Below are 14,676 nucleotides of genomic sequence, written 5' to 3' on the forward strand. Positions count from 1 at the left end.
TAAAGCAAAACTTTTAGGAACGTTCCATTACCTTAAAGCCAATCTTCGATTTCATCAGAAAACTTTTAATTCAATTATAGATTTAATAAAGGTTCGTAAACCCCACAAACTAAAAAAACAACCTCATTTGACTTTTACCAAATTTTCACTTGGAGTTGTTTCCTTCTGGAACCAAATATCAGCAACTCCAGAAGTGGCCAAATGAAACCCTGTGACCGTATCGTTTGCATCCCTTTTAAATGCCATGGAGGTAAAATGTCTACGGCTCCCCGTGAATAGATCTGGTATTCTTGGATCTAATTGGATAGGATCCATCCTGGGATGGACAAGTACAAGCTTCCCTTGTTGATCAATGATCAGAGCATACGTCGTATCCAAATCAGCAGCATAATAATTTCCAGTAAATACGTCTAGGTCCTTTGTCCAACTTGCATTGGTGTCATATGCAATCGAATGGAAGGTATCTTCCCCGACAGTTACGGACATCTTTTTGGGAACAGCTTTAGCATCGAAGCTTACCGTTACTTCTCCCCTTGTAATCATCTTAAAGGAGTTATCGCTTAGGGGAACAAGGGCACTTTCGTTTCCTGGACCTCTAAAATACCTCAAAGTATCGTTGGTAAGATGAATTTTCCGGGTTGAGTGGTTATTAAGGTCCCAATAATCGCCCTCAAATGCGGTAAGTTGTTCTTTTAATAATTTTTTTGCAGTTATTTTCTCGGGCTCGCTTGGCATGGGATCCAAGAAATCCTCAATATAGAGCTCACTGGCCCCTGTGGCAGCAAAGCCATTATAGGCTCCATCGTTTCCCATCACAACAATAGCAAGGTCATAATCCGGATAACGTATCAATTTACTGGCATATCCTCCCGCGACCTCAATATGGTACAGTTTTTTAGATCCTCTAAAATTCCAAAACCGATGACCTCCCGTATATAATGCCATATTACTTTCATTGACCTTTTTTCCATTAACAACAGACAGACCATCGAATTTTTTAAGCATCTGTTGCGTACCAACTTTGGGGTTTCTAAGTTCTTTGGCCCATAAACACATATCACCCACAGTAGTGTATACATCGGAAACGATTGTATGCGTGTGGTTCATGGTCGAATTGACAAAACCATCGTTCTGAGCAAAATATCCTTGAGCTTTGTTGGCGATTACGCTACCTTGGGTATCAAATACAGAATTTGTCATTCCTAGAGGTTTAAAGACTTCCTTAGTTATAAAATCTGCATAAGACATCTTACTGATTTTGGCAATAAGATCTTCGAGTATCATAAACCCAGCATCAGAATAGCGTTGCGTGCTTCCGCTATTGGACAGGGATTTTGCCTGGTTTAATACCATAACATATGCTTGTTTCTTGGTAAAAACATCTTCTGCGCTCCATCCGGCAAGGGCTTTAGAAACTTCTTGGTTGTTTAATCCACTTGTATGATGTATCAATTGCTCGATGCTTATGGAATGTGGAAAGGATCTCAAATTGGGCATATATTTCTTAATATCGTCTTGCAAGGAAAGTTGGCTTCGCTGCTCTAACAACAAAAGCCCATAAACGGTAAACTCCTTTGCTAGATCCCCGATATGAAACCTGGTTTCGGTACTAATTGGAATCTTGTGCTCTAAATTGGCCAGACCATAGCCCTTGGTATATATTATTTCACCATCGCTCAGGATACCAACGGCTATCCCTGGCTTATCTGGGGTGTCCCATTTGGCAAAAATGGCATCTATCTGAGCCGGTGTAATTTGTCTTTTTTGTACCTGCTGTGAAAAACAGCTAATACATGCGAAGAATAAAAATGTTATAAATAAATTTTTCATGCTCTTTTAGTTTGTTAAAAATTTATAATCGTTGCAATACGTCTACTACTTTTTTTGCTACCGAGGCTGCAGCAGATGGGTCTTGCCCTGTTATTAATCTGTCGTCGGCAACCATAAATCCGTCCCAACCTTTAGGTGAAAATTGAAAATCTCCTCCTCTTTTAGTGATTAGTTGTTGAATCGAGAACGGGAACGTTTTATAATAGTCAGCCTCCATGTTTTCGAAGGCATCAGGAAAGCCATTTACTTTTTTGCCTGAAACTAAATACGTACCATCTTTTGTTTTTAGATTCACAATGCCTGCCGTGCCATGGCAAATCGTAGCTATGATACCCTTATGATTCTCATACATTTGCATCACAATACGTTGTATATCCTTGTTCTCGGGAACTCCAAACATGGCAGCTCCTCCACCTCCGTAATAAACGGCGACATAGTTTGAGGCTTTAATTTTTGCCGGTTTATGCGTATGCTCTAAGGCATCCATAAAATCATTATCATATAAGTATTGCTTCTGTAATGAATCTGATGTGTTGATATACCCTATTGGTATAGCTCCTCCTTCTGGACTTACAAAATCCATTTTATAACCTGCCTTATCAAAGACATCATAAGCATGAACTATTTCTGAAAAATGATTGGAGGTATTCTGTTCTGAATCTCCATAAAAATGAGCGTTGGAAACAATGAATAGAATTCGTCCAGAATTTTGGCCGTTTACAGTTGGGATCGATTTATCTACACCTTGTGCATAGGTCAATAAAAACGAAGCAAATAAAAATAGGAAGTGAATAGTCTTTTTCATTTTTTTTGTTTTAGTCAGAAGGATAGATTACTTCTTTTTTTTGGTAAACATTTTATGTATAATAGTCCATGTACCTTCCGTTTTAAGCAGCATAAAATAATCGATATACGGTGTCTTACCAGGCGAAGCTATTTCTACTTTGGCAACCGCTGCGTTATTGGTATAATCAATAAAAAAGATCCTGCCCTTTTCCCCCGTTGGTTTCCCTTCTTTGGTATCGGCTATATAGTCTTTGCCGGACCAAATGCTTATCTGGTCATTTTTTACATAATATAGATTCAGATCTTGGTGAAAAGCTTCTTTTAATAGTTTGGGCTGTCCTCCTGTAGAACCATCGATGTACTTGGTTAGCGTTTCTCGAATACGGTCCTCTTCTGTTTGTGCCAATACGCATTGGGTAAGTAGTAAACAGGTAATTATAACTAGCTTTTTCATTGTTTTTGTTTTGGTATGAAAGATTATATTATTGAATCTTCTACCAAACTATTATAAATGAACAAACAAATGAAACAGGTGAAGTAAAAAGGCCTACAGATTTATAATTCTGTAGAAAACAAAGCCTAGTTTAAGGACTTTTTAAATTGTGCAGGGGTCATTCCTTTATGTTTTTTAAATGCAGCATAAAATGATGTATTTGATTTAAAACCACATTCGTTTCCGATACCTTCGATAGTTAGAACCTTATTAGATTGTAACATTTCTATAGCGGACTCTACCCTGTAGCTGTTTACAAAGTTCGAAAAGTTTTGCCCCATAGTATCATTAAGATATTGAGACAAGGTATGCTGATTAGTTTCAAGTTGCTTAGCCACATCTAAGAGTTTTAAATCAGAATTGAGGTGTATTTTTTCTTCTATAAAGAGATGAGGCAATCTATCGGCAATTGATAAAGCTTCGGTATCAGGTATCGCTTTGTTCTTGTATTTAATTACAGGTGAAAGAAAAGACAAACTATGTTGTCTTCGTTTAAAAAACCAGACCATTAGGCTAATGTACAGTGTAAACGAAAAAGAAAGTGCACCTACAATATACGACGTGTATTGGACGGTATTATACGCTAACCAAATAAGAAAACACCCTACAACAATATTGATAATCCAATAATCCAGATTACTCGGTTTTTCTGTTTTATCAACTAATTTTGAAAAAGAAAATCTAACCTGATAGATGGAGACAAAAAGATAAAGAGTCCATTGAAAGAGTAGCATATATCCTAAAATTCCATCATGTCCGCGCTGCCATAAATACCAATGCTCATTATAGGGATATAGGATTCCCGTCACAGTCATGAATACAATAATAGGTAGAATATGTAGCAACCAATTCCATTTACCAATACTTTCCGGTTTTGTTACGGTTCTAGTATATAGATATAAAAAAGGGCCAATAAGGAAACAAGCTGTTAAGCCAACTTGAATAAATAGTGACGATGTTTCAGAATAAAATGTTAGAAATACCGATTTTGTAACGCGTACACTAATAACAAACAATAAGGTAGCTAGAAAATAGTTAGCTCTATTTCTTTCTTTTATGATAAAAGCAAAATAGTAGCTCAAAAATAGACCATTAAAGGCTCCTACCGCGCTGAAAAAGAATAATATTTGGTCTTCGAAATCCAAGCTTAGTTGTTTAACAACAAATATATAAAAGTAAAAGAATAAATTTTTAGTCATTCCACACAGCTAGCTGGCTGTAAACAGTTATTGAACTTAAAGTTTATAGTTTTATTGTTGATTACATAAATTCTGAAAAAACGTTTAGATTTGTCTTCCTGATGTTCAACAATGAAATTTCATCATCATCTTTTATGTTATTATATACCAAAGAAAGAGTTACTATCTATATTGGCTCTTATGGAGACCCAAAGAAAAGTTTACGTGTATGAATTTCGGTATTTATTATTTTGATATTGTCAAATATCACAAGGCTTTAGAAAACTTCAATTTAGCTTTTGAGCTAGATAAAGATACTTATTTGCTTACTGAACATGTTGAAAAGACAAACACAGAAAGTAAACATTTAAGCAAATCTAGGCGGTACAATCACCCTTTGAAAGATCCGTTTCCCCTACTCTTGGATAAACTCGGTATGATAGCTCAGGAAATTAATAGATTCAAATAGAGCAAATATTGTATTAAAAATGTTGTTCTTACCAATGTCCTGTTCCTGGTTCTCCTTTAAAAGGCCCTACCAAGTCCGAAGTAATCCATCCAGCATAAAATTCACTGGATTGAGGGGTTACCTGTTCTCCATCAATATAACATTCCAGATGTTGTGGATAGAACGCGATATGATCTTTTAATACTTCAAATTCTGGAAAAGGATTCGGATACGACCATGCTACTGGCCTGTCTATCCCTGTTTTCAAGGTCCAATACACGGCATTTCCTTTCCATTCACATAAAGAGGTTTTACTGCGAATACTAGTAAGCATAGCCATTTGGACATCACCTTTAGGTATATAATATGTGGGTGGACTGGCGGTTTCAAGCACTGCTAGGGCTTCGTTAGAATTTGCAATCGTCACACCTTTATAATGAACTATTACAGGTTTGCACACCTTTTCAATGGCTGGAGGACGAGGAAAATCCCAAACGGAACGTTGTCCTTCTTTTGGAGTTATAGCAAATGGAGGTCTTTTACTACCATTATAATTCCAGCTTTCACGGGATTTTTGTAACCAATTGATCTTTGTTTTATCTTTTTTATTGGATCCCATAATTCCGTTTTATTTGTTTATCCTACTTTTCTTAATATAGCCAAAGGCGGACTTTGCAATACACTTTTGATATTACTTAATCCAATAATTAAAACCAATATCACAATACCTGGTAAAAACAATAAGAATGGTATACCGGAAGGCACAAAAGGTTCTTCAAATAACAATGTAGCCAATAATTGACTACTCAGCAATGACAAGAAAATTCCGGCCGAACTCCCAAGAATCCCTAAAAATAAATATTCAAGTGCCGTGATGTGTAGGATTTGTTTGCTCTTGGCACCTAGTGTGCGTAATAATACACTCTCTTTAATACGATGGTATTTACTAGTGCGAACTGAACCAATCAATACAATAAGTCCTGTCAGAATACTAAAGAAAGCCATGAAATTAATGACCCAGGATATTTTTTCTAAGATGTCTTCGATAACGGTATAGATCTGCCGTAGATCGAAGACAGTAACATTCGGAAATTTACGTACCAGCTCCTGTTGTAAAGCTGCCGACCTGGCATTATCAGGAACATAGGTGGTTAACACATGAAATTGCGGAGCTTGTTCTAATACACCTTTAGGAAAAACAATCATGAAATTTAACTGTAATCTTGTCCAATCTACTTTTCGAATACTTCCCACGGTGGCTTCCATTAATACACCTTGAACATTAAACACAACAGGGTCGCCTATGCCTATTTTTGCATTTTCTGCCAGACTTTCCGAAATAGAGATCTGTACCTTTTCACCTGGTTGGATCTCTTCAAGCCAATTTCCTTCTATAACAGTTTCTGAAGCAATGAGTGAGTCACGAAAAGTAGTTCTAAACTCGTGATTTAAAACCCAATCATTTATGGTTGAGCTTGTGTCTTTTCGGATCTCGTTCGCCATTTTTCCTTTAATGCTGTGCATTCGCATGGTAACAATCGATAGGTTATCCATAATGTTTAAACCTGCTTGGCTCACGCTGGCAACTACTTCTTCTCGTTGCTCCGGCTGCACATCCACCAAGATAATATTAGCATTTTCCTTACCATTGTCAAGTGCTGTTTTGCTCAACAGTATATCTTTTGTAAAATATAGGGTACTAATCAAAAAAGTCCCCAAGCCAATAGCAAAGATGAGTACGGTGGTTTGATTGTTGGGTCTAAAGAGATTCAGTAGACTTGTTCGCGCAGTAAATCCCCAAGCTGTCGGGAAATAACTTTTAATGGCTTTGATAAACAAGGCAGATATACCTGCCAGGATAGCAAAGGTTACAAAAATACCAACCACAAAAGCTAGCGCAAATAGCAAGTCCTTAAAAATCCAAAACGAGAATAAAAGAATAAAAATCAAGATCGCTCCAAAGGTCAATATCCTCATCTTTCTTGATCCGGCCGGTTGCTCTTCTGACACTCGCAATACTTCCAAAGGCGATACAAACCACGTACCAAGCAAAGGTGGTAATGTAAATAATACAGACATGAAGACTCCTAGTAAAAGCCCCATCATAATAGGTTGCAGACTGATCGAAACCTGAACATCAAAAGGTAAAAAATCTTCTAAAAGAAACGGAAGCGCTTGTTGAAGTCCTACACCTGCCATCGTACCTAGAATACCTCCTATAAGTCCCATGACAGCAATTTGTATCAGGTAGATCAAAAAAGTCTGTTTCCTGCTCGCTCCTAAACATTTTAAAACGGCGACATCGATTAGTTTTTCTTTGATATAAATATGTACCGAACTAGCAATACCAATACATCCCAAAAGTAAGGCTATAAAAGCTGCTAAATTGAGAAATTTACCCAGATTTGCATACCCACGTCCTATTTGTCGACTGGTGCTGGTATGGGTGTCGAGATCGGCATTTTCTGCATCCAATATAGGATCTAAGGTGTTCTCCAATTCAACTAAATCCACTTCGGGTGCTTCAAAAAAGTATTGATATCTCTTTCTACTGCCTAATTGCAACAGTTCAGTTTGTTCTATAAATCTAAAAGGAATAAGCACGGTTGGTGCTACAGTAGCTCCTATACCTGAACTACCCGGCATCGAATTAAGAGTGCCCGTAATAGGTAAGGTAACCACTCCTAATTTTATCGAATCACCTGGTTTGATATCATATTGTAACATCAGGGTCGCATCAACTACTGCTCCTCCTTTTTGCTGATACGCTGCTGCTGCAGTAACGGGTTCAGTCTCTAAGGTGCCATAAAACGGAAAGTTGCCTTCCATACCCCGAACCTGTACCAATTTAGCAGCTCCGTTTTTTGGAAATGCTGCCATCGACGGAAAGCTAACTTCATAAGCATCTGCTCCTAGTGAGTCAATAATAGCTTTAACCTTATCGTTGGGAAGTTGGCGGCTATCAATAATAAAATCAGCACCAATTAACACTTTGGACTGACGTTCGATGTTTTGCTTTACATTTTCGCTGAACAATTGTATCGAAACTACAGCGGCAATACCGAGAATAATAGAAGCCATAAATAGGAATAACCTAGAAATACTAGCTCTTCCATCACGCCAAGCCATCTTGAATAACCAAGAAATACCTGCTTTTGAATATAAACGCTTCTTCATTATTGGGCCAGTGTTTTCTCGTTACTTATAATCTTCCCTCCTTTTAATCGAAGTATTTGTTGCGTTCTGTTAGCTAGATCAAGATCGTGAGAGATAATCACTAAGGTCGTTCCGGCTTCTTTGTTTAATTCAAAAAGCAATTGTATTACTTTTTCACCGGTTTCCTCATCCAAATTCCCTGTGGGTTCATCGGCAAATAAGATGGATGGCGAATTTGAGAAGGCTCTTGCCAATGCAACACGTTGCTGTTCTCCACCTGATAATTGAGATGGATAATGATGAAAGCGATCCGACAAACCTACTTTTTGTAATAATTCCTTGCCTTGTTTAGCAGCATTTTTAACGCCTTGTAACTCTAAAGGTACAATCACATTCTCCAAAGCTGTTAATGTCGGTAGTAATTGAAAATCCTGAAATATAAATCCTACCTCCTTATTCCTCAATTCTGCTCGTTGATCTTCATCCAGTTCTTTAAGATTTTGTCCACATAACTCTACCGTCCCGGAATCTTGATGATCTAACCCGGCACAAAGTCCCAGCAAGGTAGTTTTACCACTTCCGGAAGGCCCTACAATCGAAAAGGTCGCTCCTTTTTCTACTTCAAACGAAATATCATGTAAAACTTTTAGCTTTTTTGAACCACTATTATATGTTTTCTCCAGTTCATGAATCTTTAATATCTTTGGCATATTGATTTTCAATTAATTTATTAGGCAATGCTAAAAAGGAAAAATAAGCAAATGGTTTCGGATTTATACAGTCGTTATGAGCAGATTTCCTTAAAGTTTTGTTATTTTTTATTAATAAGTTCACTTCTTTCTTGTGGAGAAAATACAGCTAAAAAAGAAACAACTTCCCCAGTTGAATCCGTTGAAAACACTAGCGAAACAACTAAAAAAACTGCTACCAAGACAATTCTTTGTTTTGGAGATAGTTTGACAGCCGGTTATGGCTTAGAAGACATTAATGATGCATATCCCGCCATACTTCAGACTAGGTTAGATTCTTTAGGGTTACCATATACAGTAATCAATTCGGGATTGAGTGGAGAAACAACAGCAGGAGGAAAAAGTCGGATTGGCTGGGTACTCAATCAAAAAATAGACATTTTTATATTAGCCTTAGGTGCCAATGATGGATTACGTGGTGTTCCCTTAACAGAAACCCGAGCAAATCTTCAGGTTATTATTGATACAGTGCGAAAAAAAAATCCAAAAACAACAATCATATTAGCCGGTATGCAGTTGCCTCCAAATATGGGTCCCGAATATATTACTGAATTCAGATCTGTTTTTCCTGATTTGGCTCAGAAAAACGAACTTGAGCTTATCCCCTTTCTCTTAAAAGATGTTGGTGGTATTGCAGAACTAAATCAGGCAGATGGTATTCATCCCACTGTCGAGGGGCAAAAGATACTCGCCAACAATGTGTGGGCTGTTTTAAAAAAGGTGTTACAATAAAAAATATATTTACTTTTATTTCGCCTCAAAAGACATAATAAATTTAGTACCAACACCTAATTGACTTTCGCAATGAATTTCGCCCTGCATCGCTTCCACATATTTCTTAACAATAGACAACCCTAGTCCTATAGATGATTCACCTGCTGTGGGCTGCGCACTGAGTCGCTGAAACCTTCCAAACAGCTTCTTTTGATCTTCCTCACTAATACCGGGACCGTTATCTTCGACTACCATAAATGCTTTGTTATCTTCAGAATATACGTGTAATTGTATCTTACCTCCTTTTTCAGAAAACTTAATTGCATTAGATAACAAGTTTTCTAAAACCTGTATCATATAATTTTTGTCCAATTCGGCAACGTGACTCCCTTCTTTTGCTTTTACAACTATGTGAATATCTTTGTCTTTGGCAGTAAGAAGAAAACGTCTTGTCATGTCATCTGCTAATGCAACCAAATCGATGAGTTCATTTTTCAACTTTACCTGATTGCTTTCCAGTGCGTGTGTATTTAAAATACGCCCTACCATATCGGTTAAACGATCTACCGAGTTGTTAATTTCATTTAAATACATGGCTTGATCCTCTGTTAGTTCCATTGCCGGTATATCAAGTAACCATATAATTCCTTTCATTTGATGTAACGGAGTTCTAAGGTCGTGCGCCACCATATCAACCAGCATGTCTTTTTCTTTATTAAGATGAATTAGTGCTTCATTTTGGCTAGCCACCTCTGCGGTTCGTTCTTTTACTTTTTGCTCTAATATAATATTTTGCTCCTTAATGAGTCGTTCATTTTCTTTCGCAGATATCAAAGCTTCTAACTGGGCATCTTCTTTTTGTTTTTTGTACATATTGATCCGATCTCCTAATGCAAAAGAAAGTAGTAATACTTCTAATGCAGAACCAATCTGCATGGCATTTAAATAGGTCATTACAAAAGTTAGATTTAATGACTCCAATATCGCAAAACAAATCCCCACAATAAGCGCTCCCCACGCAAACAGGTAATAGATTGCAGGACGAAACCCTTTTAGCTTAAATCGTATCCCTAAAATCAAAAAGTAAAAAGCCATTAACAAAAGACCAGCTTGTGCTAGTTTTAACCCTTCGATTTTATAACCAACAACTACCAATGCACATACCAAAAATCCCCATACAAGAAATATCATCGAACCTTTGTGCAGACGCGAACCTGATTTTTTGGTGTCTAAAAATTGTTGAGTAAATAATGTTGCCGTAATCATGGTTAAGCCTGAACTGACCACGACTAGTTGATTTAGAAAAGGTGCATTCGGCCAAAAGTATTCAAAGAAATAACCAAATACCGAAGCCATAAACCAGGTAATACTGAATACGTAGGCTATGTAATAAAGATAAATTCTTTCTCTTATGGAAAAATATAAAAAGAGATTGTAGAGGAAGATCAACAACATAAATCCGAAATAAATCCCTTGTAGAAAGTCTAAATCGTGCTCGTATGCTGCAAAATTAGAAAGTGTTCCTACTCTGAGTGGGAAAAATAAGGGTTGATCACTTTTTACTCTTAAATAAAAGGTTCTTGTAATATTCTTATCGAAATCAAGGGTAAATAAATAATTACCTACTTTAATTTCTCGTGTATCAAAAGGCAAGTCATCACCAGTATGTCTCGTAGAAACAAGTTGATTAGTAGCATCAAACTCATAGAGTGATATCGCATCAATATAAGCAGATCCTACATTGAGATAAAAGTTATCTGAAGTGGTTTTCCTGATCTTAAATTTTAACCAATAAGCCGAAGCGGTACTAGAGAAATTTATGGTTTCCTGAGAATTCGCTGTAAAGTTATTATTAATACGATCACTTAAGATTTCTTCTATAGATAAATCCAGAGAAGCATCTTCCAGATAATAGGTTTGCAGACCAATATCTTGTAATTCTTTAGTGTCATTTAGTAAAATTTCTGTTTGACTACATAAATGAAGAGGAGACAATAATAATATTGACAATACTCCTAAGCAGTATTTGAAATAAGGGGTCATTCGTAGTGCTTAATATAGGGAAAATATAAATAAATTACTTGTTGAATTTACTAAAAAAATTATTGTAATTAGCTGTTTAACTTGTAAGTTTATGAACCATTTGACGAATATATGAACAAACTTGAAATACTTAAGGAGAAAGCCAAAGAAATCGTTGACAAGGTGGCTGACGATCCACAAGGTCGATATAAATTACGATATCAATTCTATCAAAAATACGGAGACCCTTTTGTAAAAGGTAAAGAAGGGTTGGGAAATTCTGAATTAGCTTTTATGGAATGGGAAATAAAAAGAGGTGTACTCAATCCTATCCAAGACGCTTATCCGGGAAGCCCTTGGTGGAGAGAAGTCAATAGTCATTTTTTGTATGTAGCTACCCTTGCCCAGTTAATTAAGGAATCCGGAGAAACCTTTACTGATTTACCGGTTCCTGTGGATTTTTGGCTGGATTTTATCAATACTCCCAATGAATGTTCGTGGTATCGTGCCCATAACTCCAGTATTATTTCTGGATATGAAGTAGCAGATTCGCTGGCTTTTAAGGAAAATATATATGAACAATATTTTGTGAATATCGTACTCTATCGATTATTGTACGCTCAGTCGATGGTAGAAGGTGTAAGTTTTGGGATTTTAGGTAAAATTTTTGCAAACCCTCGTGGAAAAGCGGTTTCTATCATAACCGATATTGAAGCTTTTTATCCAAGTAATTACCCATTATCAAAAGAAGACATTGCGTATGTTACACATCACGCGCATAATCTTCCCGGATTAATCGAAGATATTTTCGATTTAATTTTTATAGTTCCACATTTAAGCAAGTTATACGATGAAGCTGCAAAATGGAATAACTCCCCTATCGTATTGAAGTATGTGAAAAACAATAAGCCCCTCTACCCGATTACTGAAAATAAAGTAAGCTCAGTTCATTTTAGTAACGCATTAACAACCAAGGACATCAATACTCCTTAAATACAAATAAACTAATAAACCAATACAAATCACACAAATGGAAAAAAAGAAAATAGCCATACTAGGTAGTGGTATGTCGGCACTTACCTCGGCTTATGAGCTTAGCTCTTATGAAAATTGGCAAGACCGTTATGATATTACCATTTATCAAATGGGCTGGCGATTGGGCGGAAAAACGGCTACCGGAAGAGGCCCCAACGAACGAATTCAGGAACATGGTATTCATATCGCTCAAGGTTGGTATGAAAATGCCTTTAGATTGATACAGGATTCTTACAAAGAGTGTGAGAAACATAATCTAATGCCGGATAGTCCTTTTAAATCTTGGGAAGATGGTTTTGATCGTGAGGACACTACCCTACTCACCCACTTTGATCCCAAAACTAATCAATGGATCAAGAAAAATATTATTTTTCCATCTAATAATTACATACCCGGTCAAGGAGGTCCTTTACCTTTTTCTGCTATTGTCAAAAAAGCTGTTGGGTTGATTTTAGAAATTTTGTTTGGTACAGATCCAAATAAGAAAAGTTTACTGAGTGCAGCGTCTGAATCTGCCAAAGAAATAAAAGCTCCAGAGCATCATTCTCTTTGGGAAAATTTCAAATCTAAACTTGAAGGATTTGTAAAAGATAAAGTTTTTAAACACGAAGGTGAAAAATTATTGAATTACGTGGCTGAATTAGTTCAGCATCTAAGTGAAGGAGATCACGATCACTCGGCAAGAAAAGATCATCATTCTATGATCAATGAACTTCTAGATACATTATCTAAATGGATTACTAAGCTTATCGATTCTATTGCGGATCATGACGAATACTTCTATTGGTTAGCAGTATTTGTGGAATTCGGAATTGTGAATATGAAGGGAACTTTTGATGATGTATATGACCCTGAAACTCACGAATTGGATTATGAACGTATCAACGAATTGGATTATCGCGAATGGCTTCAAAAACATGGAGCTAGTGAACGGTTATTGAGTTCTGCTATGGTTAGATTTTTGTATACAGGAACATTCCATAACCTAACAGGAGCTGATCAACAAGGAAGTCTGGCTGCCGGAGTTGGTCTTCATTTCCTTACCAATTCTGCCGGATATAAAGGATCTTTCGTATGGAAATTTAAAGCAGGAACGGCAGATACTATGATCACTCCAATTTATCTGGTACTTAAAAACAGAGGTGTAAACTTTAAGTTTTTCCATAAAGTAGAACAAGTACATTACTCAGACTCTGGAGCCATAGAAAAAGTATCGATGGCGGAACAGGTAACCTTAAAAAATGGCACCTACACTCCTACTTATAAGTTCAAAAATCTAGATGTATGGCCTGGGGAACCATTGTATGACCAAATTGATGATGCACAAGCTAAAGCCCTTAAAGAAGGTAAATATGATCTTGAGGAATCCTGGTGTGGTTGGAAGAATGTGGGTCAGGTTTCCTTGGAAAAAGGAAAAGATTTTGATTACGTTATTTTGGGGATTCCTATAGATGTTTTGGGTGGTCAAGAAGGTATTTGTAAGGAGATTATTGAGAATAATCAGGCTTGGTATAATATGTATCATCACGTAAAAAGTATTCCTACGATGTCTATGCAGTTATGGATTAAACCGACACTAAAAGAATTAGGAATGAACTTGCCGGATTGGGGTTTTCCTGAAGGTTCTTTACCAAACTTGGTTACCTATGCGGATCCCCAATATTCTTTTATAGATATGTCTCAGGTAATGCCTTATGAAAACTGGAATGAAGATAAACCGGGTGTATTAATTTACTATACAGGATCATTTCTGGATCCCGAAGAGATACCTCCATTCTCTGATCATCACTATCCTCACGAGCAATTAGAGCGAATTATGCGTGTTTCAGAACAATGGCTAAGAGACAAAATGGGATGGTTTTTCCCAAACGCTACTACGCTGGAATATCCAGAAGGAATGAAGCTAAGCGTTATCCATGATTTTTCTAAAGCTGCCAAGACCGATTATGGTAGATTGAAAACTCAGTTTTTTAGGGCAAATGTAAATCCAACGGATAGATACACGTTATCACTTCCAGGTTCAAATAAATACCGACTTAAAACGGATGAATCCGGTTTTGAGAATCTTATCCTTACTGGAGATTGGATTAATTTTGGTGTCAATGTTGGTTATTACGAAGGTGCTATCGTCTCTGGGCTTCAAGCAGGTCAAGCTGTACGTGATAAACTTGGTTTACCGAGCGAGACCGCTATTTTTAATGGTGTTAAATTGAAATAACTTCACACCCATTTATAGAAAATACAGAAACGAGTTTAGTTAAAGCA

12 protein-coding genes are annotated in these 14,676 nt (G+C 36.8%); 4 read left to right on the forward strand and 8 right to left on the reverse strand.

The genetic code is table 11. The features are described from left to right. Positions 1 to 123: 123 nt before the first annotated feature. From ACFSR1_RS06560 to ACFSR1_RS06575, 4 genes are all read right to left on the reverse strand, one after another. Positions 124 to 1,830, reverse strand: coding sequence for a serine hydrolase domain-containing protein (locus tag ACFSR1_RS06560; protein ID WP_378290825.1), 1,707 nt, complete (start codon positions 1,828 to 1,830; stop codon positions 124 to 126). Between the two features lie 22 nt (positions 1,831 to 1,852). Further along, positions 1,853 to 2,635, reverse strand: coding sequence for a type 1 glutamine amidotransferase domain-containing protein (locus ACFSR1_RS06565; RefSeq protein WP_378290827.1), 783 nt, complete (start codon positions 2,633 to 2,635; stop codon positions 1,853 to 1,855). A 27-nt stretch (positions 2,636 to 2,662) separates the two neighbouring features. Then, on the reverse strand, positions 2,663 to 3,070 hold the full coding sequence (locus tag ACFSR1_RS06570) for a nuclear transport factor 2 family protein (RefSeq protein ID WP_378290829.1): 408 nt from the start codon (positions 3,068 to 3,070) through the stop codon (positions 2,663 to 2,665). 125 nt (positions 3,071 to 3,195) lie between these two features. Then, positions 3,196 to 4,254: a helix-turn-helix domain-containing protein gene (locus ACFSR1_RS06575; RefSeq protein WP_378290831.1), complete on the reverse strand. Its 1,059-nt coding sequence runs from the start codon at positions 4,252 to 4,254 to the stop codon at positions 3,196 to 3,198. A gap of 262 nt (positions 4,255 to 4,516) precedes the next feature. Here ACFSR1_RS06575 and ACFSR1_RS06580 point away from each other — a divergent pair, with 262 nt between their 5' ends. Continuing rightward, the gene (locus ACFSR1_RS06580) at positions 4,517 to 4,756 is read left to right on the forward strand and encodes a hypothetical protein (protein ID WP_378290833.1); all 240 of its coding nucleotides are present in this window, start codon (positions 4,517 to 4,519) and stop codon (positions 4,754 to 4,756) included. Between the two features lie 28 nt (positions 4,757 to 4,784). Here ACFSR1_RS06580 and ACFSR1_RS06585 read toward each other — a convergent pair whose 3' ends face one another. The 3 genes from ACFSR1_RS06585 to ACFSR1_RS06595 are packed head-to-tail and all read right to left on the reverse strand — an operon-like array spanning position 4,785 to position 8,601. After that, positions 4,785 to 5,354, reverse strand: a complete 570-nt coding sequence (locus tag ACFSR1_RS06585) for a DUF427 domain-containing protein (protein WP_378290835.1) — start codon at positions 5,352 to 5,354, stop codon at positions 4,785 to 4,787. Between the two features lie 17 nt (positions 5,355 to 5,371). Then, entirely contained in the window at positions 5,372 to 7,864 is a 2,493-nt protein-coding gene (locus tag ACFSR1_RS06590; RefSeq protein ID WP_378291368.1) for an ABC transporter permease, read from the reverse strand. A 47-nt stretch (positions 7,865 to 7,911) separates the two neighbouring features. Next, entirely contained in the window at positions 7,912 to 8,601 is a 690-nt protein-coding gene (locus ACFSR1_RS06595) for an ABC transporter ATP-binding protein (protein WP_378290837.1), read from the reverse strand. Between the two features lie 27 nt (positions 8,602 to 8,628). Here ACFSR1_RS06595 and ACFSR1_RS06600 point away from each other — a divergent pair, with 27 nt between their 5' ends. Continuing rightward, the gene (locus tag ACFSR1_RS06600) at positions 8,629 to 9,372 is read left to right on the forward strand and encodes an arylesterase (protein WP_378290839.1); all 744 of its coding nucleotides are present in this window, start codon (positions 8,629 to 8,631) and stop codon (positions 9,370 to 9,372) included. Positions 9,373 to 9,387: 15 nt separating this feature from the next. On the opposite strand, the gene ACFSR1_RS06605 is transcribed toward ACFSR1_RS06600, so the two are convergent. Beyond that, positions 9,388 to 11,397 carry a sensor histidine kinase gene (locus ACFSR1_RS06605; RefSeq protein ID WP_378290841.1) on the reverse strand — a complete coding sequence of 670 codons (2,010 nt, stop codon included), beginning with the start codon at positions 11,395 to 11,397 and terminating at the stop codon, positions 9,388 to 9,390. 111 nt (positions 11,398 to 11,508) lie between these two features. Here ACFSR1_RS06605 and ACFSR1_RS06610 point away from each other — a divergent pair, with 111 nt between their 5' ends. Next, positions 11,509 to 12,369: a hypothetical protein gene (locus tag ACFSR1_RS06610; RefSeq protein ID WP_378290843.1), complete on the forward strand. Its 861-nt coding sequence runs from the start codon at positions 11,509 to 11,511 to the stop codon at positions 12,367 to 12,369. 37 nt (positions 12,370 to 12,406) lie between these two features. Then, positions 12,407 to 14,629, forward strand: a complete 2,223-nt coding sequence (locus ACFSR1_RS06615) for an NAD(P)-binding protein (protein WP_378290845.1) — start codon at positions 12,407 to 12,409, stop codon at positions 14,627 to 14,629. The last annotated feature ends 47 nt before the right edge of the window (positions 14,630 to 14,676 follow it).

This window comes from Aquimarina rubra (assembly GCF_042684305.1).
GTDB classification, from domain to species: Bacteria; Bacteroidota; Bacteroidia; order Flavobacteriales; family Flavobacteriaceae; genus Aquimarina; species Aquimarina rubra.